This is a genomic window from Alteraurantiacibacter buctensis (assembly GCF_009827655.1).
GTDB lineage: Bacteria > Pseudomonadota > Alphaproteobacteria > Sphingomonadales > Sphingomonadaceae > Alteraurantiacibacter > Alteraurantiacibacter buctensis.
Window position 1 is genome coordinate 375,603 of record NZ_WTYV01000002.1, and the last position, 25,703, is coordinate 401,305.

General features: G+C 66.6%; 27 protein-coding genes and 1 tRNA gene. 16 read left to right on the forward strand and 12 right to left on the reverse strand.

Features of this window, described 5'->3' with window-relative positions:
* Positions 1 to 25: 25 nt before the first annotated feature.
* Positions 26 to 775 (forward strand): proteasome-type protease, encoded by a 750-nt coding sequence (locus tag GRI99_RS06260; RefSeq protein ID WP_160771178.1) that lies wholly within the window; start codon positions 26 to 28, stop codon positions 773 to 775.
* A 232-nt stretch (positions 776 to 1,007) separates the two neighbouring features.
* Positions 1,008 to 1,658, forward strand: a complete 651-nt coding sequence (locus tag GRI99_RS06265) for a response regulator transcription factor (RefSeq protein ID WP_160771661.1) — start codon at positions 1,008 to 1,010, stop codon at positions 1,656 to 1,658.
* 36 nt (positions 1,659 to 1,694) lie between these two features.
* Here the strand turns inward: GRI99_RS06265 and GRI99_RS06270 are convergent, their stop codons facing one another.
* Positions 1,695 to 2,402: an extensin family protein gene (locus GRI99_RS06270; RefSeq protein ID WP_160771179.1), complete on the reverse strand. Its 708-nt coding sequence runs from the start codon at positions 2,400 to 2,402 to the stop codon at positions 1,695 to 1,697.
* Between the two features lie 221 nt (positions 2,403 to 2,623).
* Here GRI99_RS06270 and GRI99_RS06275 point away from each other — a divergent pair, with 221 nt between their 5' ends.
* The 3 genes from GRI99_RS06275 to GRI99_RS06285 all read left to right on the forward strand — a co-directional run bounded on the left by GRI99_RS06275 (position 2,624) and on the right by GRI99_RS06285 (position 6,641).
* A complete protein-coding gene (locus tag GRI99_RS06275) occupies positions 2,624 to 3,784 on the forward strand; it encodes a phosphoserine transaminase (RefSeq protein WP_160771180.1) in 1,161 nt (386 codons plus the stop codon).
* 118 nt (positions 3,785 to 3,902) lie between these two features.
* The gene (gene serA, locus GRI99_RS06280) at positions 3,903 to 5,489 is read left to right on the forward strand and encodes a phosphoglycerate dehydrogenase (protein ID WP_160771181.1); all 1,587 of its coding nucleotides are present in this window, start codon (positions 3,903 to 3,905) and stop codon (positions 5,487 to 5,489) included.
* 39 nt (positions 5,490 to 5,528) lie between these two features.
* Positions 5,529 to 6,641: an ATP phosphoribosyltransferase regulatory subunit gene (locus GRI99_RS06285; RefSeq protein WP_160771182.1), complete on the forward strand. Its 1,113-nt coding sequence runs from the start codon at positions 5,529 to 5,531 to the stop codon at positions 6,639 to 6,641.
* Positions 6,642 to 6,648: 7 nt separating this feature from the next.
* On the opposite strand, the gene trhO is transcribed toward GRI99_RS06285, so the two are convergent.
* From trhO to GRI99_RS06305, 4 genes are all read right to left on the reverse strand, one after another.
* On the reverse strand, positions 6,649 to 7,425 hold the full coding sequence (gene trhO, locus GRI99_RS06290; RefSeq protein WP_160771183.1) for an oxygen-dependent tRNA uridine(34) hydroxylase TrhO: 777 nt from the start codon (positions 7,423 to 7,425) through the stop codon (positions 6,649 to 6,651).
* An 11-nt stretch (positions 7,426 to 7,436) separates the two neighbouring features.
* A complete protein-coding gene (locus GRI99_RS06295) occupies positions 7,437 to 7,625 on the reverse strand; it encodes a hypothetical protein (protein ID WP_160771184.1) in 189 nt (62 codons plus the stop codon).
* 21 nt (positions 7,626 to 7,646) lie between these two features.
* Positions 7,647 to 8,420 (reverse strand): alpha/beta hydrolase, encoded by a 774-nt coding sequence (locus GRI99_RS06300; protein WP_160771662.1) that lies wholly within the window; start codon positions 8,418 to 8,420, stop codon positions 7,647 to 7,649.
* A 354-nt stretch (positions 8,421 to 8,774) separates the two neighbouring features.
* Positions 8,775 to 8,972 carry a hypothetical protein gene (locus tag GRI99_RS06305; protein ID WP_160771185.1) on the reverse strand — a complete coding sequence of 66 codons (198 nt, stop codon included), beginning with the start codon at positions 8,970 to 8,972 and terminating at the stop codon, positions 8,775 to 8,777.
* 616 nt (positions 8,973 to 9,588) lie between these two features.
* Here GRI99_RS06305 and GRI99_RS06310 point away from each other — a divergent pair.
* Positions 9,589 to 10,878: an adenylosuccinate synthase gene (locus GRI99_RS06310; RefSeq protein ID WP_160771186.1), complete on the forward strand. Its 1,290-nt coding sequence runs from the start codon at positions 9,589 to 9,591 to the stop codon at positions 10,876 to 10,878.
* A 107-nt stretch (positions 10,879 to 10,985) separates the two neighbouring features.
* Here the strand turns inward: GRI99_RS06310 and GRI99_RS06315 are convergent, their stop codons facing one another.
* Positions 10,986 to 11,405, reverse strand: a complete 420-nt coding sequence (locus tag GRI99_RS06315) for a hypothetical protein (protein WP_160771187.1) — start codon at positions 11,403 to 11,405, stop codon at positions 10,986 to 10,988.
* A 105-nt stretch (positions 11,406 to 11,510) separates the two neighbouring features.
* Here GRI99_RS06315 and GRI99_RS06320 point away from each other — a divergent pair, with 105 nt between their 5' ends.
* On the forward strand, positions 11,511 to 12,485 hold the full coding sequence (locus GRI99_RS06320) for a winged helix DNA-binding protein (protein ID WP_237438173.1): 975 nt from the start codon (positions 11,511 to 11,513) through the stop codon (positions 12,483 to 12,485).
* Positions 12,486 to 12,618: 133 nt separating this feature from the next.
* On the opposite strand, the gene GRI99_RS06325 is transcribed toward GRI99_RS06320, so the two are convergent.
* A complete protein-coding gene (locus GRI99_RS06325; RefSeq protein ID WP_160771189.1) occupies positions 12,619 to 13,440 on the reverse strand; it encodes a Stf0 family sulfotransferase in 822 nt (273 codons plus the stop codon).
* A gap of 63 nt (positions 13,441 to 13,503) precedes the next feature.
* Positions 13,504 to 13,638: a hypothetical protein gene (locus GRI99_RS18845; RefSeq protein ID WP_272917387.1), complete on the reverse strand. Its 135-nt coding sequence runs from the start codon at positions 13,636 to 13,638 to the stop codon at positions 13,504 to 13,506.
* A gap of 245 nt (positions 13,639 to 13,883) precedes the next feature.
* Between GRI99_RS18845 and GRI99_RS06330 the strand changes: the two genes are divergently transcribed.
* The 5 genes from GRI99_RS06330 to GRI99_RS06350 all read left to right on the forward strand — a co-directional run bounded on the left by GRI99_RS06330 (position 13,884) and on the right by GRI99_RS06350 (position 18,231).
* Positions 13,884 to 14,147 carry a PqqD family peptide modification chaperone gene (locus GRI99_RS06330; protein WP_160771190.1) on the forward strand — a complete coding sequence of 88 codons (264 nt, stop codon included), beginning with the start codon at positions 13,884 to 13,886 and terminating at the stop codon, positions 14,145 to 14,147.
* A 60-nt stretch (positions 14,148 to 14,207) separates the two neighbouring features.
* Complete coding sequence (locus tag GRI99_RS06335; protein WP_160771191.1) at positions 14,208 to 16,109, forward strand: asparagine synthetase B family protein; 1,902 nt, start codon at positions 14,208 to 14,210, stop codon at positions 16,107 to 16,109.
* Positions 16,110 to 16,123: 14 nt separating this feature from the next.
* A complete protein-coding gene (locus tag GRI99_RS06340; RefSeq protein WP_160771192.1) occupies positions 16,124 to 16,414 on the forward strand; it encodes a PqqD family protein in 291 nt (96 codons plus the stop codon).
* Between the two features lie 99 nt (positions 16,415 to 16,513).
* Entirely contained in the window at positions 16,514 to 16,987 is a 474-nt protein-coding gene (locus tag GRI99_RS06345) for a lasso peptide biosynthesis B2 protein (RefSeq protein ID WP_160771193.1), read from the forward strand.
* A complete protein-coding gene (locus GRI99_RS06350) occupies positions 16,984 to 18,231 on the forward strand; it encodes a nucleotidyltransferase family protein (protein ID WP_160771194.1) in 1,248 nt (415 codons plus the stop codon). The genes GRI99_RS06345 and GRI99_RS06350 overlap by 4 nt, the downstream gene beginning before the upstream one ends.
* Here GRI99_RS06350 and GRI99_RS06355 read toward each other — a convergent pair.
* From GRI99_RS06355 to GRI99_RS06370, 4 genes are all read right to left on the reverse strand, one after another.
* On the reverse strand, positions 18,228 to 19,166 hold the full coding sequence (locus tag GRI99_RS06355) for a hypothetical protein (RefSeq protein ID WP_160771195.1): 939 nt from the start codon (positions 19,164 to 19,166) through the stop codon (positions 18,228 to 18,230). The genes GRI99_RS06350 and GRI99_RS06355 overlap by 4 nt on opposite strands.
* A gap of 40 nt (positions 19,167 to 19,206) precedes the next feature.
* Positions 19,207 to 19,282, reverse strand: a tRNA-Val gene (locus GRI99_RS06360).
* A gap of 55 nt (positions 19,283 to 19,337) precedes the next feature.
* On the reverse strand, positions 19,338 to 21,269 hold the full coding sequence (locus tag GRI99_RS06365) for an outer membrane protein assembly factor BamB family protein (protein ID WP_160771196.1): 1,932 nt from the start codon (positions 21,267 to 21,269) through the stop codon (positions 19,338 to 19,340).
* A gap of 56 nt (positions 21,270 to 21,325) precedes the next feature.
* A complete protein-coding gene (locus GRI99_RS06370) occupies positions 21,326 to 21,916 on the reverse strand; it encodes a TlpA family protein disulfide reductase (RefSeq protein WP_160771197.1) in 591 nt (196 codons plus the stop codon).
* Positions 21,917 to 21,935: 19 nt separating this feature from the next.
* Between GRI99_RS06370 and argH the strand changes: the two genes are divergently transcribed.
* Genes argH through GRI99_RS06390 form a run of 4 tightly spaced genes read left to right on the forward strand, consistent with a single transcriptional unit; the run spans position 21,936 to position 25,605 of the window.
* Positions 21,936 to 23,312 (forward strand): argininosuccinate lyase, encoded by a 1,377-nt coding sequence (gene argH, locus GRI99_RS06375; RefSeq protein ID WP_160771663.1) that lies wholly within the window; start codon positions 21,936 to 21,938, stop codon positions 23,310 to 23,312.
* Positions 23,309 to 23,548: a hypothetical protein gene (locus GRI99_RS06380; RefSeq protein ID WP_160771198.1), complete on the forward strand. Its 240-nt coding sequence runs from the start codon at positions 23,309 to 23,311 to the stop codon at positions 23,546 to 23,548. Before argH ends, GRI99_RS06380 begins: the two co-directional genes overlap by 4 nt.
* Before the next feature lie 3 nt (positions 23,549 to 23,551).
* Positions 23,552 to 24,817: a diaminopimelate decarboxylase gene (gene lysA / locus GRI99_RS06385; RefSeq protein WP_160771199.1), complete on the forward strand. Its 1,266-nt coding sequence runs from the start codon at positions 23,552 to 23,554 to the stop codon at positions 24,815 to 24,817.
* 2 nt (positions 24,818 to 24,819) lie between these two features.
* Positions 24,820 to 25,605 (forward strand): precorrin-2 dehydrogenase/sirohydrochlorin ferrochelatase family protein, encoded by a 786-nt coding sequence (locus GRI99_RS06390; protein ID WP_202392967.1) that lies wholly within the window; start codon positions 24,820 to 24,822, stop codon positions 25,603 to 25,605.
* Positions 25,606 to 25,703: the final 98 nt, after the last annotated feature.

Below are 25,703 nucleotides of genomic sequence, written 5' to 3' on the forward strand. Positions count from 1 at the left end.
GGCGAGGGGAGCGGAACGACAAGCGATGACCTATTGCGTAGGCATGATCCTCGACAAGGGGCTGGTGTTGATGAGCGACACCCGCACCAACTCGGGCGTCGACAACATCTCGGTGTTCCGCAAGATGTATCGCTGGAGCGTGCCGGGCGAGCGGGTGATCGCGCTGATGACGGCGGGCAACCTGGCCACCACCCAGGCCGTGGTCAGCAAGCTGCAGGAACGTACCAAGGCTCCCGCCGAGCGGCAGAACTCGCTGCTGGAACTGCCCACCATGTTCCAGGCCGCGACGGAAATCGGCAAGCTGCTGCGTGAGACGGTGCAGCAGACCCAGGCCGCCAACGGGCAGGAAGCCAGCGGGCGCTTTACGGCCAGCATGATCCTGGCCGGGCAGATCGCCGGCATGGAGCCGCGCCTGTTCATGATCTACCCGGAGGGCAACTTCATCGAGGCCAGCTTCGACACCCCGTTCTTCCAGATCGGCGAGACCAAGTACGGCCGCCCGATCCTGATCCGCGGCTATGACCGCGACATGAGCTTCGAGGATGCGGTGAAGCTGATGATGGTCAGCTTCGATTCCACGCTGAAGGCCAACCTCTCCGTCGGTCTGCCGCTGGATACCCTGGTGCTGGAACGCGATAATTTCGAGCCGGTGCACGAGCGGCGGATCGAACATGACGATCCATACTTCGTTTCGATCTCCAACAGCTGGAGTAACGCGCTGCGCAATGCGTTTCATTCGCTGCCGGACTATAGCTTTTCGTCAACTAGGGATTAACCATTAAGGCGCCCTGAAAAGCTGGGGATAATACCGTGATACTAGGTATTGCTACAGAGTTCCGGGAACATAAGTAATCTCGCCATGCGTGATATTGCGCAATTCCGATCCAATCTGGATGGAATTTCGCCATGGTTTTACGAGCGCTTTCCCCGTTTGAACCCCTGATTTCGCTTTATAATGGCGGCATGTCCGCATGCATCGGGCGCTGTGATGAGGCAGTGTCATGAGCATGGAACAGCGCCTCAAACTTCACATCACCGGTGGCGACAGCCGCCTTCGCGCAGAACAGTCCCGCCTCGCGTTCGAGATGGGGCACCACGCGGAAGTCTATTCCGACCTGGCGGAACTGATCGATGCTTCACCCCGGGAAGGGGTGATCATCGCCTGCCAGAGCGTGCTGGTGGGCGGGGTTGACCGGCTGCTCGACCGGCTGGGGGAAGCGGGCATGTGGCTGCCGGTAATCGCCGCCAGCCAGGACCCGGATGTTGACGACGTGGTCCAGGCGATCCGCGCCGGTGCGCTGGACTACCTGCGCCTGCCGCTGACGCGCGAGGAATTCGCCCGCATGGCCGCCCACGTGATTGCCGATGGCGGCCGCCACGCCGAAGCCCGCCGCCGCCTGATCGAGGCGCGCCAGCGCATCGGCCTGCTGTCCCGCCGCGAGCGCGAGGTGCTCGACTGGCTGAGCGAGGGCTGCTCGAACAAGGCCATTGCCCGCGCGCTCGATATCAGCCCGCGCACGGTGGAAATCCACCGCGCCAACATGATGGACAAGCTGGGGGCGACCCACGCGGCAGACGCGGTGCGCCTGCGGATGGAAGCCGGCATCCTCTGCACCGTGGATACCGTTAACGCGCCTGTGCTCAGGGTAAGCAACTAAGGTAAACGGCTGTTCCGCAGCCGTTTACACCTGGCTTCACCGGCAGAACGAATTGCCTTCCAGCACCCCTTCCACATGGAAGTGGTCATGGTGGGCGGCGTTGTAGGCCGGGCCCAGCACCGTATCGAACCGGCGGCAGGCGCTCTGCTGAACGGTGCGCAGGAACTGCTTTTCCGCCGCCGTGCCATTGTTCCAGTCCTGCGAGATGACAATCCGGCGGCCGTCCTCCAGCACGAAGCCCGAGATATCGATCGCGCCTGCGGTGGCATGGGCCGACATGCGCTGCGATCCGGCCACGGTGCGGCAGGAATAGGAACCGAAGGTCTCGATCCGCGCCAGCGGCGATCCCAGGATCTGGCGCGCCGCGCGGTCCACGCCATAGCGCGCCCAGGCGGCAAAGGCGGTGCCCACGCCGCACTGCACCGGGCCGATGTTGCTGACGCCGAGGCGCGCATTGTCGCCCGAGAGGGCCGCCAGTTGCACCGTGCCCACCGTGCTGCACCCGTTGCCGAAGTAGGCATCGTTAACCGGGGTGAATTGCGCGCCGGCCTGGTCGAGCTGGGTCAGGCATTGCGCGGCTTCCGGTCGCACGGCCAGCGGCCGCTGGGTCAGCGCCGGACCACGCGGGGCAGGGGCCGAAGCCACCTGCGCCGAGCCCGAGTCGCGCCGCGCGGTGGTTTCCGGCACCACGGTACAGGCGGAAAGCAGGCCGGTTGCAGCGAGCAGGAGGGCGAGGTTCTTCATGCCTGAAAGACTAAGTATTCAAGGTTAAACTTCGTCGAAGCGAAATGGTTAACAGTGCGGCAACAATTTGCCGCAGCGGCAGAATTCTGCCGTGCCTGGTCCCCCGTTATGCTGCGGCCCACCTTAATCGCGCTTGACTAAGCCGTGGCTGCCACTAGAGCCGCCGCCGGGCCACGCGGTCCCAACGCCGCGCGTGCTCTCTGAAAGGAGAGAATACAGTTATGACTACCGAACCCACGCTCCGTCCGGAGCGCCCCTTCTTTTCCTCCGGCCCCACCGCCAAGTTTCCTGGCTGGTCGCTGGACAAGATCGACACCCGCAGCCTCGGCCGTTCGCACCGCGCGTCCTATCCCAAGGGTCGCCTGAAGTATGCGATCGACCTCAGCAAGGAATTGCTGGGTGTGCCGGATGACTATCTGGTGGGCATCATGCCGGGTTCGGATACCGGCGCGCTGGAATGCGCCATGTGGACCATGCTGGGCGCGCGCGGCGCGACCGTGGCCGCCTGGGAAAGCTTCGGCAACGTGTGGATCCAGGATGCGGCCAAGCAGCTGAAGCTGCCGAACCTGCAGATCCTCGATGCCGACTACGGCCAGATTCCCGACCTGTCGCAGGTGCCGCAGGACAACGACGTTGTCTTCACTTGGAACGGCACCACGTCCGGCGCCAAGATCCCCAACACCGACTGGCTGGCCCCCGGCCGCGCCGGCCTGGCGATCAACGATGCCACCAGCGCCGTTTTCGCGATGGAGATGGACTGGGCCAAGCTGGATGCCACCACCTACTCGTGGCAGAAGGTGATGGGCAGCGAGGCGCAGCATGGCATGCTGATCCTCAGCCCCAAGGCGATCGAGCGGATCGAAAGCTACGACCCCGAGTGGCCGCTGCCCAAGCTGTTCCGCATCAAGAAGAAGGGCAAGCTGGACCGCGCCATCTTCGAAGGCAGCACCATCAACACCCCGTCGATGCTGGCGACCGAGGACTACATCGCCGCGCTGGAATGGGCCCAGGCCCTCGGCGGCCGCCAGGCGCTGTTCGCCCGTTCCAACGCCAATGCCCAGGCCGTGTTCGATTTCATCGAGGAGAAGGACTACCTGCGCAACATGGTGGCGGACCCCGCGATGCGGACCAACACCGGCGTGTGCATGGTGTTCCAGGGTGACTGGTACGAGAGCCTCTCGGCCGAAGACCAGGCCAATGTGCCCAAGAAGATCGCCTCGACGCTCGAGAAGATGGGCATCGGCTATGACTTCAACGGCTACCGCGATGCCCCGCCGAGCCTGCGCATCTGGTGCGGCGCGACCGTGGAAGCCGAGGACGTGAAGCGCCTGCTGCCGTGGATCGACTGGGCCTATCACCAGCTGAAGGACGGCAAGCTCTAAGCTTCGCCCGCAATTGTCACCCCCGCTGCGGCGGGGGCGACGCTCTCCATTTTTCTTAATTCTTGCCGGTCGACGCCCGAAAACCGTTTCGCGCACCGGCAATCTAACGGAGGTCACCATGACCAAGCCCAAGGTTCTTATTTCCGACAAGATGGATCCCAATGCCGCCCGCATCTTCCAGGAGCGCGGCTGCGACGTGGACGTGAAGCCCGGCATGACCAAGGACGAGCTGATCGCCTGCATCGGCCAGTACGATGGCCTGGCGATCCGTTCCGCCACCAAGGCCACTGCCGAGGTGCTGGACGCCGCCACCAACCTTAAGGTGATAGGCCGCGCCGGCATCGGCGTGGACAACGTCGACATTCCCCACGCATCGTCCAAGGGCATCGTGGTGATGAACACGCCGTTCGGCAACTCGATCACCACGGCCGAACACGCCATTGCCATGATCATGGCGCTGGCCCGCCAGATCCCCGCCGCCGACCGCCGCACCCAGGCGGGCGAATGGCCCAAGAACGATTTCATGGGCGTGGAAGTGACCAACAAGACGCTGGGCCTGATCGGTGCCGGCAACATCGGCTCGATCGTCGCCAGCCGGGCCATTGGCCTGCGCATGAAGGTGATCGCCTATGACCCGTTCCTGACGCACGAACGCGCCGTGGAAATGGGCGTGGACAAGGTGGACCTGGGCGCGCTGATCGAGCGGGCCGATTTCATCACCCTGCATACCCCGCTGACCGACGAGACGCGCAACATCCTCAGCCGCGAACGGCTGGCCCAGTGCAAGAAGGGCGTGCGCATCGTCAACTGTGCGCGTGGTGGCCTGATTGACGAGGTGGCGCTGAAGGAAGCGCTCGATTCCGGCCAGGTGGCAGGTGCCGCGCTGGACGTGTTCGAGCAGGAGCCGCCGGCCAAGGATCACCCGCTGTTCGGCACCCCCAACTTCATCTGCACCCCGCACCTTGGTGCATCGACCACCGAAGCCCAGGTCAACGTGGCCCTGCAGGTGGCCGAGCAGATGGCCGATTTCCTGGTCAACGGCGGCGTCACCAACGCGCTCAACATGCCCTCGCTCTCGGCCGAGGAAGCGCCCAAGCTGCGTCCCTACATGGCGCTGGCCGAACGGCTGGGCAGCCTGGTGGGCCAGCTGGCCCATGGCGACCTGCCCAAGATCAGCATCGAGACCGAAGGCGCAGCCGCCCAGCTCAACAACAAGCCCATCGTGGGCGCGGTGCTGGCGGGCCTGATGAAGCGCTATTCGGCCACGGTGAACATGGTCAACGCCCCGTTCCTGGCCAAGGAACGCGGCATGGAAGTGCGCGAGATCCGCAACGAGCGGGAAGGCGTGTATCACACGCTGGTGCGCGTGACCGTGGAAACCAGCCAGGGCAGCCGCTCCGTCGCCGGCACGCTGTTCGCCAACGGTGCGCCGCGCCTGGTGGAAATGTTCGGCATCTCGATCGAGGCCGACCTCGAAGGGCAGATGCTGTACATCTCCAACCTCGACATGCCCGGCTTCATCGGCTCGGTGGGCGCGATCCTGGGCGAGGCGAACATCAACATCGGCACCTTCCACCTGGGTCGCCGCGAAGCCGGTGGCGAGGCGATCCTGCTGCTGAGCGTTGACAGCAAGGTGCCGCAGGACCTGATCGACAAGATCTGCCAGGTCCGCAACGTCAAGCGGGTGCAGCCGCTCAGCTTCTGAGCCCTTCCACCCCGCATTGTGACCCGCTAGGGGGCAGGGATGAACGATCCGACGTCAGACCTGCTCCCCGAGGGGCTTGAGGACCGGCTGCCGCAAAGCGCGGCGGCCGCCGCCCGCATCGAACGCGCCGCTATGGCAGTGCTGCACGCCCACGGGTTCGACCGGGTGCGCCCGCCGCTGATCGAGTTCGAGAAGAGCATGGCCGCGCGGATGGACGGCCTGATGACGCGGGCGATGTTCCGCTTCGTCGATCCCAAGAGCCTGCGGACCCTGGCCCTGCGCAGTGACATGACTGCGCAGGTCAGCCGCATCGCCGCCACCGCGCTCAGCCAAGCGGCGCGCCCGCTGCGGCTGTGCTATTCGGGCCAGGTGGTGAAAATCGCGGGTGACCAGCTCGAGCCCCGGCGCGAGAACCTGCAGATCGGCGCGGAACTGATCGGCAATGACAGTGCGGCTGCTGCCGGCGAGATGGTGGAACTGGCCATCGCAGCGCTGGAAGCGGCGGGCGCGTGCAATATCTCGGTCGATTTTACCCTGCCGGACCTGGTCGATACGCTGGCGGCGGAGGAATTCCCGCTGGACGAAAGCCAGCGCGATGCCGTGCGGCGCGAGCTGGATGCCAAGGATGCCGGTGGGCTGAAGGAGGCAGGGGGCGAGGCGTACCTGCCGCTGCTCTATGCCACGGGCGAGTTCGAGATGGCGGCGGCCAAGCTGGCGGCGCTCGATACCAGCGGGGTGCTCGCCACCCGTATCGTCCGCCTGCGCGAAATCGCTGCCCGGGTGGGTGGCCGCGCCCGGCTGACGCTGGACCCCAGCGAGCGGCACGACATCACCTACCAGACCTGGTTTGCCTTCACCCTGTTTGCCGAAGGCGTGCGCGGCGCGCTGGGCCGCGGCGGCACCTACCGCATCGGCGGCTCTGGCGAAGTGGCGACGGGCTTCTCGCTCTATCCCGAGGAACTGGTGGAAGCGGTCAAGGCCGCTGAGGATCTGGGCCACAAGGTGTTTCTGCCGCTGGGCCATGACCGGCACCTGGCCGCCCTGGCCCGGGGCGAGGGCTGGCGCACGGTGGAAGCGCTGGACGAGGCCGACGATGCGGCGGCGCTGGGCTGCACCCATGTGCTGCGCGATGGCGGGGTGCAGGCGCTTTAGCGCCGGATCAGAATTCGGCTGACGGAGGCGATTGGGCCTTGAACCCTTCCGGCACCGGCAGGGTTCTCAGCCCGTGCCCCAGGCTTACCCGCTCGTCGAACACGAAGCAGCCGCCGCGCCACAGGCTCTCTTCCTCTGGGATGTCTTCCAGGTACTTGAGGATGCCGCCAGCCAGGTGGAACACCTCCTCTACCCCTTCCGCCTTGAGGAAAGCGGTGCTCTTTTCGCACCGGATGCCGCCGGTGCAGTACATGGCTACCCTGGGGTTGGGACCAAGGGCATCGCGGTTGGCGCGGAACCAGGCGGGAAAATCGCGGAAGGTTGGCGTCTGCGGGTCCACCGCACCCTCAAACCGGCCCAGCACCACCTCGTAATCGTTGCGCGTGTCGATCAGCACCACGTCGGGCTGGCTGATCAGGGCGTTCCATTCCGCCGGCGGGACATAGGTGCCGACCAGCGCGGTGGGGTCAACGTCCGGCACGCCCATGGTCACGATCTCGCGCTTCAGCTTCACCAGCATCTTGCCGAAGGGCATGGCAGCGGCGGTGGACCACTTGACCGCGATGTCCGCGCAGCCGGGCAGGGCGCGGATATGGGCAATCACCGCGTCCAGCCCTTCCTTCGGCCCGGCGATGGTGCCGTTCAGCCCCTCGTGGGCCACCAGCAGCGTGCCCTTGATGCCCTGCGCCAGCGCCAGCGCCAGCAGCGGCCCGCGCACCGCCTCCCGATCAGGAAAGCGGGTGAACTGGTACAGCGCGGCAACGTGGATGGGGGCAGGGTCCATAGGCGGAGCCTTTAGGGCAGGGGCAGGCGTTCCCACAAGGGCACGCGGCGGCCCTTGGTGCGGCTGGTCAGGTGCCACTGGAGGCAGCGATCACATTTATAGGGGCGCAGGATCAGACCGCTCGCCTGGGCCACTGCCATTGCTTCCGCTGCCGAAGCGTAGGCGGCCTTTCTGCGGCAGATGCTGAGGCGGGTGCGCATGTTACCCGTCCTAGCACAGGTTCAGCGGCGCAGCACGCGCGCCAGGAAGGCATCCACCACGGGCGTTGCAGGATAGTCCGCCTCGCCCAGGTTGCGGTTGATCTGCATGTGGCCGCGCAGGCCCCGGCCATCGAATCCTTGCACCATGGCGGGGGTGCCCGCACGCTCCAGCGCTGCGGCCAGTTCACGGCTCTGGCGTGCGCCGTCCGCGCGCTGAACGTGGAGAATCAGGAATTCCGGTGCATTCGGTCCGCCTGCGTGGAAGGTGGGGGAAAGCGCCCGCTGGCGCGCGGGATCGGTGCCGAAGGCTTGGGCATAGGTATCGCCCATCAGGCGGGCGTTCTCGTCCATCTGGTCGGGCACGTTGTATGCTGCACCGTCCAGCGGCACGATCCCGCGCACGGCATCCATCGGCAGCCCGGCGGCGCGAAAGTATTGCGGGTCCGTCCCCACCAGGGCCACCAGGTGTGCGCCCGCGCTGTGGCCCACCAGCGCGATGCGATCCGCATCGAAGCCCAGCCGCGCGGCGTTGGCGCGCAGCCACGCCACGGCCCCAGCCACGTCCGCAGCCTGTTGCTCAACCGTGGCATCCGGGACCAGCCGGTAATTGATCGAGGCAACCGCATAGCCCGCCGCCTGCCAATGCTCCAGCTTGGCCGATCCGCGCATCATCTGCTTGTCGCCGCGCTTCCAGCCGCCGCCGTGAACGAAGACCACCAGCGGCGCACCGGCGCTGGCACCCGGCCAGTAGTCGAGCGCCTGCAGCGGATCGTTGCCATAGGCCATGGTCTGCATCGCCGGGTCCGGCGCGCTGCGTCCCGCGCGCCGCGCGCCATCGTTTCCTGCCCGCTGCTGGACCAGCGAGGCGATCTGCTGGCGGCACGGCTCGCTGAGGTTCTGCCGCTGCTCCACCAGGCAGGCGCGCACGGCGGCTCGATCGGTGCCGCACAGCGCGCGCACTTCCTGCCGGCAGGCGCGCGGCAGACGGTCCTGCGCCTGGGCGAAGGTGGCAAATCCGGTCGCGGTTACGGCAAGGGCGATAAGCGGGATCAGGATGTGGCGACGGGGCATGGCACAAGGTCTCGGGCAAAGGACTGTTACCGGCATGACGCGGCACGCCGGAAAAGCCTTTGCGCGGGAATCAGAAAATCACGAGATGTGCCAGACGTCCACGCCGCTGCGGGTGATGCAGCACAGCTTCTGGGTGCCCTCCCACACTGTCGCGCGGTCGTGCTGGGGGTGCTGCTCCAGGATGGTCAGCGCGGTGCGCGGATCGTGGGCCGTGAAGCGGATCGCGTTGTTGTCCTGCGGGGTGGTGGAACTGAAGGTGAGAGTGAAAGTGCGCATAAGCAGGGCCTTTGCAGGCGCCGGAGTCTTACCCTCCCCAAAGGGCGTGAGTGGCAACCGATTGTCAGCAAATCGCGAGAAGCGGACGGGTCGTGGGCAAAAACCGGGACCACGAAAAGCCGATATGTGGGAACATCCACAACCGGTCACCGTTGTAACAGGTTCTGCCGGAAACTTCAGGCATTTTTTAAGAATTCTGGAACCTTTTCAAAAGGTCGCTTGATTCCAATGGGGAAATCTTGCCTTTCAGGTCAATATTCCCGCAGCGTGAATTTGCCGGGCGGGCGCAAAGCCGCGCTGTCCTACAGCGTAGCGAATCACCTTTAACCTGCCGGATGATGCAGGATTCGCCGGTACGGAAAACGCCGATACGGGGGCGGCAGGGATGGTGCCGGGAGCGTCTTGCCGGGCGTGGCGGCTTTGCCGTTCGGACCTTGTTCCAGGTGTTCCAGGTTAGTTGGATTTGCCCCGTGCCACCGACCTCGCCGGTTGACTCTGGGGGCCACGGCGTTAGGTGCGCCACCGCAAGGGCAAGCCTCCCTTGCATGACCAGTCCGCTTGCCGAGTCCTGTCGAAGGGCAAGCCGGATCCATCGGGCAGGTGAGGACACGCATCCATGGCCAATGTGACCGTGATCGGCGCCCAGTGGGGCGATGAGGGCAAGGGCAAGATCGTCGACTGGCTGGCCTCGCGGGCCGACGTGGTGGTGCGCTTCCAGGGCGGCCACAACGCCGGCCACACGCTGGTGGTGGGCGAGACGACCTACAAGCTTTCGCTGCTGCCCAGCGGCATCGTCACCGGTACCCTGTCCCTGATCGGCAATGGCGTGGTGCTGGACCCGTGGGCGCTGAAGGCCGAGATCGAGCGGCTGGAAGGGCAAGGGGTGGCGATCACTCCCGAGAACTTCGGCATTGCCGACAACTGCCCGCTGATCCTGCCGGTCCACCGCGAGCTGGACGGCCTGCGCGAGGCGGCGGCCGGCTCCGGCAAGATCGGCACGACTGGCCGCGGCATCGGCCCGGCTTACGAGGACAAGGTGGGCCGCCGCGCTATCCGCGTGTGCGACCTGGCCCATCTGGATGACCTGACCCCGCAGCTTGACCGGCTGTGCGCGCACCACGATGCGCTGCGCGCCGGGTTCGGCGAGCCGCCGGTGGACCGCGCCGCCCTGCTGGAGGAACTGCGCGCCATCGCCGGCTTCGTGCTGCAATACGCCCAGCCCGTGTGGCGCCGCCTCAACGCCGCCAAGAAGGCTGGCAACCGCATCCTGTTCGAAGGCGCGCAGGGCGTGTTGCTGGACGTGGACCACGGCACCTATCCGTTCGTCACCAGCTCCAACACGGTTAGCGGCACGGTGGCCAGCGGCAGCGGCATGGGGCCGGGCGCGGCGGGCTTCGTGCTGGGGATCGTCAAGGCCTACACCACCCGCGTGGGCAGCGGCCCGTTCCCGACCGAACTGGAGGACGAGACCGGCGAGACGCTGGGCCGGCGGGGCCACGAGTTCGGCACAGTCACCGCGCGCAAGCGCCGTTGCGGCTGGTTCGATGCCGTGCTGGTGCGCCAGACCTGCGCCCTCTCCGGCGTCACCGGCATTGCGCTTACCAAGATCGACGTGCTCGACGGGTTCGAGACGATCCGCATCTGCACCGGCTACCGCCTGCGCGGGGAAGTGATCGACTACCTGCCCGCCAATGCGCAGGACCAGGCCGCGTGCGAGCCGGTCTACGAGGAGATGGCCGGCTGGGAAGGCACCACCGTGGGCGCACGCTCATGGGCGGACCTGCCCGCCCAGGCGATCAAGTACATCCGCCGCATCGAGGAACTGATCGAATGCCCGGTGGCCAGCGTCTCCACCAGCCCGGAGCGGGATGACACCATCCTCGTGCGCGATCCCTTCGCGGACTAGTGCCCGTTGAAGCCGACAATCCTGTTCCAGAGTTCGGGGACCTTGGCGGCATAGGGGGCGATCCGCAGTTCGGCCCCGTCGAAGAAACCGATGCGGACCGGGCCGAATCAGGGGCGGTGCATGCCGGCCACCTTGGCCAGGTCGCGGGCAAGGCGGGGGCCGCCTCCCACGGGCTGCCATCTCAGCCGCGTGCCGCACCAGCGGGCATCGGTGCGCACGATCTGGCGCATGTGCCACAGGCACACCCCGGCGCTCACCCAGAAGGCCGCTACCAGCAGCCATGGCATCCGCATCTGGAACACGGCATCGGCCCGTGACGAGCCGATGAACAGGCCGACATAGGCCATCAGGGAGACGATCGCTCCCGCTCCCACCAGGCCGATCCAGTGCATCTGGCCGGGGCGGATCACCGCCCAGCCGGCGGGGTGCTCCTGCTCGCCAAGCCAGCGCCTTGCGAAGGCACGCGTGGCCCACCCGCCCAGCGCGGCGGCGGCGAAGGGGCCCGGGAACTCCAGGTCGATTGCCATGGCTCGCCATCATGCCGGCTGCCGGTGAACAGAGCGCCACCACTCCATTCTTGACACGATCTCTATATGTTCTCATTCTGTTCAAGCGAATCAGCGGGGATGATTATGGGCCAAGCACAGTTCCTGTACGACACGGCACCGGATGCCGCCTTTGGCCTTGCTGCCTCGATCTTCGCAGATCGGGACGATGTTCGTATCCAGATGCGTGACGATGCGTTCGATTCCGGACTGGTCCTGCGCGAATGCGCGTCATTGCACGCCGTGCTGGCTGACGATCCCCGCCCGTTGGGAGACGTGGTGCTGCTCGACTGTCCGGCGCCGGACGGATCGGGGCTGGCGGCGCTTGCGCGGCTGGACGAGCGGGCGGCCCGCTCCGGTGCGGCGCTGGTGGTTTCTACCACGGTCGGCGGGCTGGAGGACGTGTTCGGCTGCCTGTCGCAGTCGGGTGCGCAAATCCTGGTCAACGCGCGGCGGGCAGATCGGGTCATCGCCCTGGGACAGGCCCTGGCCGGTGGTCGGGGGCACAGGGTGCGCGAGCTGTCGGACGAGGACCGGTTGACCCTGCTGCGGTTGACCGAGCAGGTCCATGCCATTTCCGAAAAGCTGGAGCGGCTGTCAGAAGAGGTTGATGAGGCTGCCGTTCGCAGCCCTGCCACTGCGTTCCGCTTTGGTGATGGCGCAGCGACTGCGGCATCTCCGGGTGATCGGCTGGTGCGGGCAGCGCGGCCGGCCTTACCTGATGCACGGCTGGTGCGGCGGATCATCCACCAGCGCCAGTTGCGCGCCCGGTTCTTCGATGGCGAGCTGTTTGCCGATCCCGCCTGGGACATGTTGCTCGACCTGACCGCCGCCCGCGTGGAGCACGCCCGGGTTTCGGTCACCTCGCTGTGCATCGCCTCGTCCGTGCCGCCCACCACGGCGCTGCGCTGGATCAGCCAGTTGACCGAGGCCGGGCTGTTCGAGCGAGTCGAGGACGAGACTGATCGGCGGCGTGCCTTCATCCAGCTGACCGACAAGGCCTGTGACGGCATGGCTCGCTACTTTGCCGAACTGGGCAAGAGTGCCGCCGCGCTGGTCTGAGAAGCGCGCGGTTCTTCCTGGTGGGTGGTTGAGACCTGCGCTGGCGCGATTGGCGATTCGCGTTGCCTGTTCGGTCGGTTGCGCAGTTACCTTGCGATCGGGGCCCTATGCGCCCGGCCGGCGGCAGGCCGGATCAGGCGGGCTTGGCCTGCTCCATCAGGTAGCGCAGGACGAACTGTTCCGAATGCCCGTCTGCCTGCCGCTGCATCCTGGGCGGCGGCGGTTCTCCGCTGCTGCCGAGTTCGCGCAGTAAAGGCACCAGCGTGCCGCTGAAGTCGCGCACCAGGTCCTCATAAGCCAGCGCCCTGGATGATCCCGCATGTGCCAGCAGATTGCGCCAATGTGCGTTGCTCCAGTCGGCATAGGCGATCTGGCGGCTGATCGCTTCGGCATCGTAGACGGGATCGGCGCGCCGCTGCATTTCAGCACCGGGAATTGAACGCCATTGTCCCGTCTGCTCCGCCACCACCCCGGACACGGCCTGCCGCACCCGGTCGCGGCGGTAGAGATGGATAAAGGCGGGATTGGGCAGCAATTGCCCGATCAGCGCCAGCAGATCGCGGTAGGATTCGGGCGACAGGGTTTGTGGGTCGGCCTGCCCGAGGTGACCAAATCGGCCAGGAGCAAGTTCGCAGGCAACGTCCACCACGTCGCGCCACATCAGTTTTACCGAGAGAACCCCGGAAGGGTCGGTCCGGTTGCGCCACAGGGCTTCCACCAGACCCTCAAGCCCGGTGACATCCCAGATCTCCTCGAAGCGCGGCCGAAAGCCGGCATGGAGATATTCGAGCGGGCAGCCCAAGCCCCCAGCGAAGTACATGGCCTCGCCCAGCAGGGTGGAGCCGGATCGCGGTAGGGTGCAGATAACAAGACTGCGGCGCGGAGGACCCCTCCACGCCGCATAATCCCGTTCACGAGACGTCAGATCGTAATGTTTGCGCGCTTCAGCTGCCAAAGCCGGACTCCGACAGCAATGATCACAAACTCAAACCAACGTATTCGCAACCTGATCCAAAAATCAGGCGGTAAGGTTCACAGTGCCGTCGCCCACCTTGCCGGTGTTGTCGCCTTCAGCGGCTTCCACCGGCTTCAGCGAAACGATCTCGGGCTTCACCCACAGAGCCGAATCAGACTGTTGGTTGTTCTTGATCATCATGGTTCCCCAATTAAACCTCATTATCGAACCGCACTCATGTCCGGCCGGAGTAGTTTGTCTCGGCTATCGCACTAGCATTGCTCCGATTTAGGGTCAATGCGCAGTGTGCCTAAGGGTTCCTGCCGAGGTAAGAAGGCAACTCTGTCACTAGATATTGGCAGGCTGGAAAATTGATCGCCTTGTCGTTGCGCGCGGCTGATTCGCCTTTATGCGGGCGGACTTGGCCGGAACGGGAGCAAACGGTGGAAACGATTCGCGTAGCACCCTGGATAAGCTGGGTACCGGACGCGGCCAGCCTTGTGCTGTTCGACGAGCGCGACTCAAGCTACCATGTGCTCAACGAGTCCGCTTCCCACATCTGGCGTTTGCTTGCCGCCGGGGAAGAGCAGGAGATGATCGTGGCTGCGCTTGGTGCCGATCACGGTTTGCCTGCCGATCAGGCTGCCGAAGCGATCGGGGACTTCGCAACCGCTGCGCTTGCCAAGGGGCTGCTCGTTGCCGAATAGGTTACCGCTTCGCCCGGCAGGCCGGTGCGCCACAGCCAGACAAGGCCGGGTTTTGCCAGGATGAGTGCGATCGCCGGGATCCTGGCACTGGATGAGCGGCCCATCGGCCAGGAGATGCTGGCGCGGATGCGCGCCGCAGCCCCGCCCCGGGGACTCGATGGCACGCAGGTGTGGCTGGAGGCCAATTTCGGCACGATCCGCCAGGCGAATGCCACCACGCCGCAAGCCGTTGGCGAACAGCAGCCCTTCACGGGTCCGTCGGGGGCCGTGGTCATGTTCGACGGGCGGCTGGACAACCGGTCCGATGTCCTTGCCCTGCTGGGACCGGCAGGTGGGCGGCTGGCGGAAGCACCCGACGGTGCGCTGGTTCTGGCGCTTTACGAGAAATTGGGCCGCGATTTTGTGCGGTCGCTGGTGGGCGATTTCGCCATCGCTATTTGCCATCCGCTCGAACGCCGCCTCGCCCTGTTCACATCCCCCCTCAACTGGCGACCGCTGCACTGGACCCGGCATGGCGCGCTGGTCGCCTTTGCCACCGACATGCGCACCCTGGTGCTTGGCCTGGGGCTTCAGCGGCAGGTGAACGAGGGGGCCTTTGCCGAGTTCATGAGCGGCGTGATGATGTCGCCAACCGAGACCTTCCTCGCTGGCGTGGAGCGGGTGGAGCAGGGTTCGGCCGTGTTTTTTGAAGGCGAACGGACCGACGTGTGGCTGTGGCACGATGGCCCGTTCGAAGACTGGACCGGCCGGAGCATGGCGGACCACGTCGAGCATTTCAACGCGCTGTTCGATCAGGCCGTGGCGGCCGCATTTCGCAGCCATGGCGATGTTTCCGCGCAACTATCCGGCGGCCTCGATTCGTCCTCGGTCGTGTGCCGCGCCACCGAGCTTTACCGGGCAGGCCGGCTGGACCGGCAGGTGCGGGCAATCTCTGCCCGCTTCCCGGGTATGCCGCAGGACGAGACGCGCTGGTCGTCGGCGGTGGAGGACCATCTGGGGATAAGGGCCGAGGTCGCCACGGCCAAGCCATTCTCGCTGGAAGCGGCGCGGCAATGGACCGCCAGCACCTGGCACCTGCCGCTGCGGCCCAATGCCCTCGACACGATGGGTGGGGTCGTCGACATCATGCGCGCTGATGGCCGGCGGGTGCTGCTGGGAGGTGAGGGCGGGGATGACTGGCTGAACGGTTCGCTGGCGCACCTGCCCGACCTGCTGCGTCGCGGCCGGCTTGGCGGGCTGGCTGAGTTCGGTCGCACCTATTTTCCGCGCGATTCGGTGCCCGTGCAATGGGCCAAGGCGCTGGTCCTGGCCGGGCGGCCCCTGGTAATCCCGGAATACCGGCGCGAGATCCTCTATCCCGCAATCGACTGGAACCGGGCCAGCGCACCCTGGCTACGGCCGGAATGGACCCGCAACACGGACCTCGCCGACCGGCTGCAGGGCACCCCAACCCGCCCCGGGCTGCAGGGGTTTACCCAGCGCTCCCGCTATTCCACCTATGCCAATGGCGTTCGCCAGATGCTCGCCGCGCCGGTCGTGGCCTACATGGAGCAGTTCGGGATTGAGTGGCGCCACCCGCTGCACGATGCGCGCCTGACGGGCTTTTGCATGGGCGCATCGGGCAACCATCTGCGCAACCGGGAAACGCGCAAGATGATCCTGCGCGAAGCCATGCGCGGCACCTTGCCGGAAGTTGTCCGCATGCGCTCGGACAAGGCGGCCTTCTACGTCAACACGATAGCGGCCATGGAGGACATCCTGCGCGAACGGCCGTTCCGAGACACCCTGCCGGCCAGGATGGGCTGGGTCGATGCAAAGCAGTTGGAGGCGCTCTACGCACCTGTCCGGGCCTGGGATCCTGGCGGTGACCGGGCAAACTTGCCATCGGCGCCTTATGGGCCGATCTGGTTTGTGCTTGCGGCCGACATGTGGTTGGATCAGGCATTCGGTTCAACAATCTGATACTGCGGTAGATTATGACAGATACCATTGACCTGAACCCGGGCACCCAAATCAGCCGCAGCGACAATATCGCCGCCGTCGACGTGTCCGAGGAGGCGATCCTGCTCGACGTCGACAGCGGGTATTTCTTCCAGCTCAACCGGACGGCGGCCAGCATCTGGCGGCTGGTCGAGGAGCCGCGCTCGTTTGCCGACCTGTGCGTCGCGCTGCAGCAGGAGTTTCCCGGTGCCGGTGATGCGCTGGCAGAGGATGTGCACGGCTTCGTGGTTGACTTGGCTCAGCGGCGTGTCCTGCACCTGGCGTGACAACGGGACATTAGGGCTGCGCCGGATGCCCTCGCATTGACACCGCCGGTCCAATGGTCGATCCGGCAGGCCTGCCCGATCGATTGGTTGTAGCCTTTCATGAAGTTCCGTACCGGCCTGTTATCCCTCGTGATCGCGCAGCGGCGCCACCTGCCGCTGGTGGCGGAAGCTCTGGTTGCGGTGACGCTGGCGGGGCTGGCCATCCGGTTATGGTCCTTCAGCCGCATCCTTGAATCGATGGGCAGGGCCCCATCCGCTGCGGCGCTGTCAGCCGCAGAGCGCGCGGCGGTCGGCGCGCGGATCGGCTGGGCGGTGCCTGCTGCGGCGAAGCGCCTGCCCTGGCGGGCGACCTGCTTTCCGCAGGGCCTGGCCGCGCAGTGGATGCTGCAACGGCGGGGGATTGCAGGCACCTTCTATTATGGCGCCTCGATCACCGGAGCGAGCCTGGACGCGCACGTGTGGGTGATGGACGGCGAGCGCGCGATCGTGGGGTTTAGGGAGGCATCGGCCATGCGCACCCTGGTACAGGTGACAGCCGGTGAGCGCCCGGCACCGGAAGGCCGCGTGGCGTGAGCGTGCCAGTGGACGCAGGCCCGGTTGCGGTGGCCGATCCGGCGGCGCTGCTGCTGCTGGGCTGCTCGCTGCCGCAGGACCTGTTCGCGCCGGGCCGGTTGCGCGAACTGGCAGGGCAGGTGGACGACTGGGACAGCCTGCTTGTCCGGGCCGGCGGGCACCTTGCCATTCCCTTCCTCCACGCCCGGCGTGGTGAACTGGCGGACCTTGCCCCGGAAGGCTGGAGCGAGCGGCTGGAGCGGGCCTTCCGCGTGGGCGCGGCACAGAACCTGCGGATCGCGGCCCTGCTGGTCCGTCTGCACCGGACCCTCTTCGTACCGCAGGGTATTGCCTATGCCGCAGTCAAGGGGGTGACCCTGGCGCAGCGCTATTACGGCGGCCTGCCGGCCCGCGCCTGCCGCGATCTTGACCTGCTCGTCGATCCGCCGGCCTGCCCGGCCACCATCGGCTGGATGCTGGACAACGGCTTCCGCCTGGTCGGCTCGCTGGAGGTTACCGGCGAGGGGGCTGAGCGCGAGCGCCAGATTGTTGCCATGTGCGATCTCAACCGCGAGATTTCGCTGCGCTCGCCCGATGGCGACCTGGTGGATGTGCATTCCACGCTGGACCTCACCGGGGCTGACTTCCCGACCGCGCGCCTGCTGGCCGGTGCGGAGCAGATGACGCTGCTGGGCACCCCGGTCTTCACCCTGTCGGGGCCGGACCTGCTGGTTTACCTGTGCTATCACCACAGCCGCCACAACTGGACGCGGCTGCACTGGGTGTCGGACATGGGACAGGTTGCCCGATCGCCGGACATTGCGCCCGAGGCCCTGCGGGCGAGCGCCGCGCGCAGCGGGATGGAGGAGCTGGTCGAGGCCTGTCGGGCGATGATCCCGCTGCTGGCAGCGGTCGTCAACGGCCAGCAGCCGCAGCTGGCCGGCCTGGCCGGCACCATGGTGCAGGAATGCCTGACCTTCCTGGCGCCCGATGCCGTGGCCCCGCTGCTGGAATACAACCTGCGATTGCAGGACAAGGGTTTCCGCTGGCGCTACTGGTTTGCCCAGACTGCCACCGAATGGCGCCAGCGCAAGGGGCTGGTGCGCAAGGGGCGGGCGCTGGTGCGCAGCGCCACTCCGTCGTGGGACATGTACCAGGCCATGCCCCTGCCACGCGGATTGCGCTGGCTGTACCTGCCGCTGCGGGCAGGCGCACAACTGGTGCGGCATACACCCCTTGGGGCGTTATTCGGGCGGAAGAACTAGGCGTTCGCGTCCAGCGCTGCCTCGATTGCTTCGGACACCGCCCCGTACCCTGCAAAGCCCGGCGGATAGCGCAGGGTGAAGGCGGGCACCGCGCCCAGCATGCTGTTCAGTTCGGTAAGCGAGAAAACCCGCTCCGCGTTGCCCGATCCACTGGGATTGAACAGCACCAGTTGCTGCATCGCCTGGCGCATGGCTTCCCCCCGGCTGATGGGAATCGCCACCGGCGCGGGACAATCTGCCCGCTCCACGAAGAACACCCCCCGCACCGGAGCTTCCCCGTCACCGGGACGTGCCATGCAGTCGAGCCGCACTGCGTTTTTCCCGGCGTAGCCCTGCAGCGGGGTGAAGCTGGCGGGCGGCAGGGCAAAGTTGTCACTGCTTTGCGGCCAGACGGCCACGTCCGATCCGGCGGGCTCGATCAGCCAGCGCCCGTTGTCGGGCCAGACCAGCGCCATGTCGTCCCCCAGGATCCGCCAGCCTGCGGTAAGGCCCAGGCCCAGGGTCATGGTGGACTTGCCGGCACCCGAATGCCCCATCAGCAGGATGCCGCGCCCGTTTCGGACCAGCGATCCCGCATGATAGGTGTGGCCGCCGTGCAGCTTGACCACGCGCGGAAGGACCCGGCGCGAGACGAGATCCTTGAAGAACACCTCGTCCTGCCCCTCGATGAACAGGTGCAGGCTGCGCCCGTCGCGCGAGATGCGCAAGGCGCCTTCAGGGATGTGCACGCGCCAGTCATTGCCGGTGGTGCCAAGGCGCATCCCGAAGCGGCCGATGAAGGCATAGACGCAGGTATCTTCGGGCGGAGCGGCTCCGTCAGCGCGCGTCATCGCCAGTTCGCTGCGGGTTACGGCCCCGGGAACAGTCTCGTGCAGGCGCGCAAAGGGCGTGTCGGAGGTGATGGCGATGCCGCCGAAGTGATACCGGAATGTCACCCAAGGCTCCGCCGCAAATGCCCCCGGTGGGGGACCGGGGTGGTGGGCGGTAACGGGCTCGAACCGCTGACCCTCTCGGTGTAAACGAGATGCTCTACCAACTGAGCTAACCGCCCGGACCCCAGACGCGGGCCATTTGTGCGCCTTTGGCAGCGCGGTCAAGGGGGGCTGTCATTGCGGCAGGGCGAAGGTCACCAGTTCCTCGCCGTTGAGGGGCCGCCCGTCCGCCCCGCGCGGAACGCCGCCCACCGGGGCGCTGGCGGCAACCACGGCCACATACTGCCGCCCGTCCCGCCCCTGGTAGGTAATGGGCACGGACTGCGCGGCATAGGCAAGCTGCTCGCTCCACAGCAGCCGCCCGTCACGGCTGTCGAAGGCGCGGAACATGGCATCGGTTGTGCCGCCGATGAACACCAGCCCGCTGGCGGTGACGATCGGGCCGCCGAAGGTGTTGTCCGATCCGGTATCACGACGGCCTTCGGGCAGGGCCTTGCTGGTGCCCAGCGGAACCGACCACAGCACCTCGCCCGTGCTGGCATCCACGGCGTTGAGGTTGCCCCAGGGCGGGCGGATGCAGGGCAGGGTGGCCTGGCTGCCATCGGGTGCGGTGAAGCTGGCCTGGAACGAGGTATAGGCACCGGGGCCTGCCAGGCTGCCTCGGTCATAGGGCTGGTTGGTGCCCACCGTCGCCCGGCCATAGTCGCCTCCGGCTACGCGGTCTTCCACCCAGCCGATCGCTCCGCTCTCGGTGGTGTTGACGTAGACGATGGCGTGCGCCGGGTCGGCCGCGCTGCCGCCCCAGTTGCTGCCGCCGTTATGCGGCATGTTGATCGAGGCGCGCGGCGGATCGCCCGCCCGCCGGTAGAAGAAGGGGGTGAACGGCCCGGCGTTGAAGAAGCTGCCGCCATAGCTGTCCAGCAGCGCGCGGCAGGCGACGGCATGTTCGGGCGTCGTGTCGTCCGCCGTCACCACGTCGCGCGGGTTCCACCACATGCGGCTGAGCGGGCGCGGGGCCACGGGCATGGGTTGGGTGGGGGAGTACCATTCGCCCGGCACGTCACCCGGGCCGGCCAGAACCTCGTTGACGCCATGGATCGGCTCGCCGCTGCGGCGATCGAGAATGAACATCAGGCTGTTCTTCCCGGTCAAGGCCAGAGCAGGGACGGCCTGCCCGTCCTTTGTCACGTCAAGCAGCACGGGCGGGGCGGGCAGATCCCAGTCCCACAGGTCGTGATGGACGGTCTGGAAATGCCACTTGTAGGCCCCTGTCCGCAGGTCCAGCGCGACGAGGGAATTGCCGAACAGGTTGGCACCCGGCCGGTCACCGCCGTAATAGTTGGGGCTGGGGCTGCCCAGGGTGATGTAGACGATACCGGCGGGCACATCGGCGGTGGTGTACCAGATCCACATGTTGGTGCCGCTGCGGCCCTGCCAGCCATCGCCTTCCCATGTTTCGTGGCCCACTTCGCCCGGCTGGGGTACGGAATTGAACTCCCACAGCTTGGCCCCCGTCACGGCGTCGTAGGCGCGGGTGTTGCCGCTGGGCCCGCGCGGCGTTTCGGCCGTGCTGGCGCCGATCACCAGCACGTTGCCGAACACGCTGGGGGGATAGGCATAAGGCGTGCCCTCGATTGCCACGGTGCCGCCTTCCCCGAAGCCGGGATCGGGCTGGCCGGTGCGCGGGTCCAGCGCGTGGAGTGCGCCGCCGGTCGAATAGAACAGCCGCGGCCGGTGCCGCCGGTCGCCCGGCCACCATGACACCGCGCGGCGCGCCAGCCCGCCAGTCACCTCGTGTCGCCAGAGTTCCCGCCCGGTATGCGCTTCCAGCGCCACCACGGCATTGCCCAGCGGCAGGTACATGGTGCCGTCGATTACGATGGGCACTGCGCCGCCCAGCAGCGCGGCCCCGCCTTCAGGGCGCAGGCGGAAGCTCCAGGCGCGCTGCAATTGGTCGACATTGCCGGGATCGATCTGGGCCAGCGGGGAGAAACGCGTGCCCGCCTCGTCGCGGGCATAGCGGGGCCAGTCGCCATCCGATTGAGCCTTTGCGGACAGCGGCAGCAAGGCGGCGAAGCCTGCCGTAAGCATAAGGCCCAAACGCATGTTCATCCCGCTCCCATTATTTCCGGCAGCAGGTCTAGAATGCTTATCGGATCAAATCAATTTACCGCCGTCACTTCGGCCAGCAGGGCGCGGGCTTCCTCGCTCTCCCAGTCGTAGGCGCCGATCACCCGCCACACTTCCTTGCCCTGCGCATCGTACAGTACGGTCAGCGGCAGGCTGCCGCCGCCGCCGAAAGCAAATGCCAGGTCATTGTTCTGGTCCAGCCATTGCGGCAGGTGCTCGAAGCCCTTCTCGGCGAAGAAGGCGGGAACGGCGGTGGTCCCCTCCAGATCCTCGCTGACGGTCAGCACGGTCAGCCGCTCTCCCATCTCGCCCGCGATCCGTTCGAGCATCGGCATCTCCGTCACGCAAGGCACGCACCATGTGGCCCACAGGTTGAGCAGCACCGGCTTGCCGGTCGGCTCGCCCAGCGCCAGCGTGGCACCCTGGGGATCGGTCACGGTCACATCGGGCATCTCGTCACCGGCGAACGTGCGGTCGACAAAGCCGGTAAGAGCCTCGTCCGTGGTTTCGGCAGTAACCGTTTCACCGCCTTGCGCCCCTTGGTCATCCTGCGTATCGCAACCCGCGACAAGCGCCGCCAGCAGCATGGCCGGCAGCAGGATACGGAACTGGGTCTTGACCAAGGGTAGTGCCTCCAACGCGATGTGGGGTGGACGTTTCGCCGAAGGGCCGTCCGCCATCATGCGCGAGATTAACGCGTCGATTCCGTTCGACAAGGCACTGTGGCGCCAGGACATCGCCGCCAGTCGTGCCCACGTGGCCATGCTGGCCGCCTGCGGGATCGTGGCCGATGCCGATGCGGAGACAATCCTGGCGGGGCTGGAGCAGGTCGCCGCCGAATACGAAGCAAACGGGGTACCGGAGAACTGGGATCTCGAAGACATCCACATGACCACCGAAAGCCGCCTGGCCGAGCTGATCGGTCCTGTGGCGGGGCGCCTGCACACCGCGCGCAGCCGCAACGACCAGGTGGCGACCGACTTCCGCCTGTGGGTGCGCGATGCGATCGACCAGGTGGATGCAGGGCTTGCGGCGCTGCAACGCGCGCTGGTCATGCAGGCGCAGGCCCATGCGGACAGCATCATGCCCGGCTTCACCCACCTGCAGACCGCGCAGCCGGTGACGCTGGGCCATCACCTGCTGGCCTATTACGAGATGATCGCGCGCGACCGCAGCCGCTTTGCCGATGCGCGCACGCGGATGAACGTCAGCCCGCTGGGCAGCGCGGCGCTGGCCGGCACAGGCTTTCCGATCGACCGGCACATGACCGCGCAGGCACTGGGCTTTGCCGCGCCGATGAGGAACAGCCTCGATGGCGTGTCGGACCGCGATTTTGCGCTCGATTACCTCCAGGCCGCCGCCCAGTGCAGCCTGCACCTGTCGCGTCTGGCCGAGGAATTCGTGATCTGGGCCAGCCAGCCTTTCGGCTTCGTGCGCATGGCCGACAGCCTTTCCACCGGTTCCAGCATCATGCCGCAGAAGAAGAACCCCGACGCCGCGGAACTGGTGCGCGGCCACGCCGGGCGCATCGTCGGCTGCCTCACCAGCCTGATGGTGACCATGAAGGGCCTGCCGCTGGCCTATTCGAAGGACATGCAGGACGACAAGCCGCCGGTGTTCGAGGCGGCCAACCTGCTCGGCTTGTCCATCGCCGCGATGACCGGGATGGTGGCTGACAGCACCTTTCGGACCGACCGGATGCGGCAAGCGGCCGAACTGGGCTATGCCACGGCCACCGACCTGGCCGACTGGCTGGTGCGGCAGGCCAATATCCCCTTCCGCGAGGCGCACCATATCACCGGCGCGGCCGTGAAGCTGGCTGAGAGCCGGGGCATTGCGCTGGATGAACTGTCGCTTGAGGACCTCCAGGCCTTCGACACGCGGATCGACCAGCGTGTCTATGCGGCCCTTTCGGTGGAGGCATCGGTGGCCGCGCGGGCCAGCTATGGCGGCACCGCGCCCGATCAGGTGCGGGCCCGGGTTGCGGAAGCCATGCAGGAACTGGAGCAGGGCCGATGAAACGACTGCTGGTCATCGGCCTGTTGCTGAGCCTTGCTGCCTGCGCGCGCACGGCAGACCTTGAGCCTGCTCCCGGCCGCACCCTGCCGCCCGCGCCTTATGGTGCCAGCGAGCCTCCCAGTGCCGAAACCCTGCTGGAAAGCGAACCGCAGGCCGTGCCCGAACGCAGCGTGGAACTGCGCTCAGGATCCGAAGAACGCGAGGACGATCCCTTCGATCTCCCGCCCGAAGGCTGACCAATGGACTATTTCCAGATCAAGAACGGCGAACTCCACGCCGAAGACGTGCCCCTGTCGCGCATTGCCGAGGAATTCGGCACGCCGGTCTACATCTACTCGCGCGCCACGCTGGAACGCCACACACGCGTGTTCCGCGAAGGGCTGGCGGGCCTGGAGAAGAAACCGCACCTGGCCTTTGCGGTCAAATCCAATCCCAACCTGGCCGTGTTGCGGGTGATGGCGCGCGAAGGCTTCGGTGCCGACGTGGTCTCGGGCGGCGAGCTGGCGCGGGCCCTGGCTGCGGGCATGAAGCCGGAGGACATCGTCTTTTCCGGCGTCGGCAAGACCTGGGCAGAGCTGGAGCTGGGCCTGGAAAAGGGCATCGGCCAGTTCAACATCGAGAGCGAGGAAGAAGGCCTCGAACTGGCCGAACTGGCGGCAGAACGCGGCCAGACGGCTCGCTGCGCGCTGCGGGTGAACCCCGACATCGACGCCGGGACGCACGAGAAGATCAGCACCGGCAAGGCCGACAACAAGTTCGGCGTACCGATCGACATGGCCGTGGCCATGTACCTGCGGCTGGCCAAGCTGCCCGGGCTGGAGATGCGCGGCCTAGCCGTTCATATCGGCAGCCAGCTTTCCGACCTGCGCCCGCTGGAGCTGGCCTTCGAGAAGATCGGCGCGCTGGTGCAGCAGATTCGCGGCGCTGGCGGTTCGGTCACCCACGTCGACCTCGGCGGCGGCCTGGGCGTGCCCTACCGCGCGGGCGAGGTAATGCCCAGCCCGGCGGACTATGGTTCCATGGTCGCCCGCGTCACCCGCGGCTGGGACGTGACCCTGATGTTCGAGCCGGGCCGCGTGATCGCGGGCAATGCCGGCGTCCTGCTGACCCGCGTGGTGCGGGTGAAGCGTAACGGCAACCGCGTGCCATTCGTGATCGTCGATGCGGCGATGAATGACCTGGCGCGTCCGGCGCTCTACGGTTCGTGGCACGATTTCGATGCCGTGCGGCCCAGTGGCCAGCGCATGGTGGCCAACATCGTCGGGCCGATCTGCGAAACGGGTGATACCTTCGCCATGGACCGGGCCACCGATGCCCTGGAACGGGGTGACCTGGCGGTCTTCCGTACCGCCGGGGCCTATGGCGCGACCATGGCCAGCAGCTACAACTCGCGCGGTTTTGTGGCCGAGGTGATGGTGGACGGGGACAAGGTGGCCAGCGTGGCCGACCGCATCCTGCCGGCCGAGATCACCGCTGCCGAGCGGGTCCCTGACTGGCTGGACTGACCATGCGCAGCCTCCCCCTGTTTCACCGCATTGCCGGCCAGCCGGTGGTGGTGCTGGGCGAAGGGGACATGGCCGAGCCCAAGCGGCGGCTGGTCGAGCGGGCTGGCGGCGAGGTCATCGCAGACCTGGCCGAAGGCATTGATCGCGGTGCACGGCTGGCCTTCATCGCCCACAACGACCCCGCAATGTGCGAGGCGGATGCGATCCGCGCACGCTGCGCCGGGTTGCTGGTCAACGTCGTCGATCAGCCCGCGCTGTGCGATTTCACTACGCCCAGCATCCTGGATCGCGATCCGGTGCTGTTGGCAATCGGCACTTCGGGTGCCTCGGCAGGCCTCGCCAAGCAGCTGCGCCTTCGCCTGGAGGCGCTGCTGCCTGCGGACCTGGGGCTGCTGGCCAGCAAGCTGGAGGCGCTGCGGGTGCGGCTGCGGCAAGTCTACCCGACCGGCGCAGAGCGACGGCAGGCGCTTGATGCGGCGCTCACCGCCGGCGGCCCGCTCGATCCGCTGGCCAGCGGCGCGCATGAGAGGGCCGAGGCCTGGCTCGATGGCGCGTTCCGGCAGGATGCCGGACAACGCGTGGAAATACGCCTGGCGAGCAACGATCCGGAGGATCTGACACTGCGCACTGCGCGGCTGCTGGGCAGTGCCGATGTGGTCCTGCACGATGCAGCGGTACCTCTTGCGATCCTGGCCCGGGCACGGGCCGATGCGAAGCGGTTGGTCTTGCCGGCCGAAGTGCCCGAAGGAGCTGGCCTAGTGGTTGTCCTTCTGTCCGCAATTCCTTGATCTAAAACACATTACAGTCTTTTAACTTCAATCCTGTCTGCCCGCTCGGCACTTCTATGCCGGCGAGGCGATCCCCGTTTCGCGGACAACAGGAGACT

Bases quoted from the DNA above. Each gene is read 5' to 3' on its own strand.
- GRI99_RS06260 (WP_160771178.1), top strand. From the start codon at position 26: ATGACCTATTGCGTAGGCATGATCCTCGACAAGGGGCTGGTGTTGATG.
- GRI99_RS06265 (WP_160771661.1), top strand. From the start codon at position 1,008: ATGGAACAGCGCCTCAAACTTCACATCACCGGTGGCGACAGCCGCCTT.
- GRI99_RS06270 (WP_160771179.1), bottom strand. From the start codon at position 2,402: ATGAAGAACCTCGCCCTCCTGCTCGCTGCAACCGGCCTGCTTTCCGCC.
- GRI99_RS06275 (WP_160771180.1), top strand. From the start codon at position 2,624: ATGACTACCGAACCCACGCTCCGTCCGGAGCGCCCCTTCTTTTCCTCC.
- serA (WP_160771181.1), top strand. From the start codon at position 3,903: ATGACCAAGCCCAAGGTTCTTATTTCCGACAAGATGGATCCCAATGCC.
- GRI99_RS06285 (WP_160771182.1), top strand. From the start codon at position 5,529: ATGAACGATCCGACGTCAGACCTGCTCCCCGAGGGGCTTGAGGACCGG.
- trhO (WP_160771183.1), bottom strand. From the start codon at position 7,425: ATGGACCCTGCCCCCATCCACGTTGCCGCGCTGTACCAGTTCACCCGC.
- GRI99_RS06295 (WP_160771184.1), bottom strand. From the start codon at position 7,625: ATGCGCACCCGCCTCAGCATCTGCCGCAGAAAGGCCGCCTACGCTTCG.
- GRI99_RS06300 (WP_160771662.1), bottom strand. From the start codon at position 8,420: ATGCAGACCATGGCCTATGGCAACGATCCGCTGCAGGCGCTCGACTAC.
- GRI99_RS06305 (WP_160771185.1), bottom strand. From the start codon at position 8,972: ATGCGCACTTTCACTCTCACCTTCAGTTCCACCACCCCGCAGGACAAC.
- GRI99_RS06310 (WP_160771186.1), top strand. From the start codon at position 9,589: ATGGCCAATGTGACCGTGATCGGCGCCCAGTGGGGCGATGAGGGCAAG.
- GRI99_RS06315 (WP_160771187.1), bottom strand. From the start codon at position 11,405: ATGGCAATCGACCTGGAGTTCCCGGGCCCCTTCGCCGCCGCCGCGCTG.
- GRI99_RS06320 (WP_237438173.1), top strand. From the start codon at position 11,511: ATGGGCCAAGCACAGTTCCTGTACGACACGGCACCGGATGCCGCCTTT.
- GRI99_RS18845 (WP_272917387.1), bottom strand. From the start codon at position 13,638: ATGATCAAGAACAACCAACAGTCTGATTCGGCTCTGTGGGTGAAGCCC.
- GRI99_RS06335 (WP_160771191.1), top strand. From the start codon at position 14,208: ATGAGTGCGATCGCCGGGATCCTGGCACTGGATGAGCGGCCCATCGGC.
- GRI99_RS06340 (WP_160771192.1), top strand. From the start codon at position 16,124: ATGACAGATACCATTGACCTGAACCCGGGCACCCAAATCAGCCGCAGC.
- GRI99_RS06345 (WP_160771193.1), top strand. From the start codon at position 16,514: ATGAAGTTCCGTACCGGCCTGTTATCCCTCGTGATCGCGCAGCGGCGC.
- GRI99_RS06365 (WP_160771196.1), bottom strand. From the start codon at position 21,269: ATGCGTTTGGGCCTTATGCTTACGGCAGGCTTCGCCGCCTTGCTGCCG.
- argH (WP_160771663.1), top strand. From the start codon at position 21,936: ATGTGGGGTGGACGTTTCGCCGAAGGGCCGTCCGCCATCATGCGCGAG.
- GRI99_RS06380 (WP_160771198.1), top strand. From the start codon at position 23,309: ATGAAACGACTGCTGGTCATCGGCCTGTTGCTGAGCCTTGCTGCCTGC.
- lysA (WP_160771199.1), top strand. From the start codon at position 23,552: ATGGACTATTTCCAGATCAAGAACGGCGAACTCCACGCCGAAGACGTG.
- GRI99_RS06390 (WP_202392967.1), top strand. From the start codon at position 24,820: ATGCGCAGCCTCCCCCTGTTTCACCGCATTGCCGGCCAGCCGGTGGTG.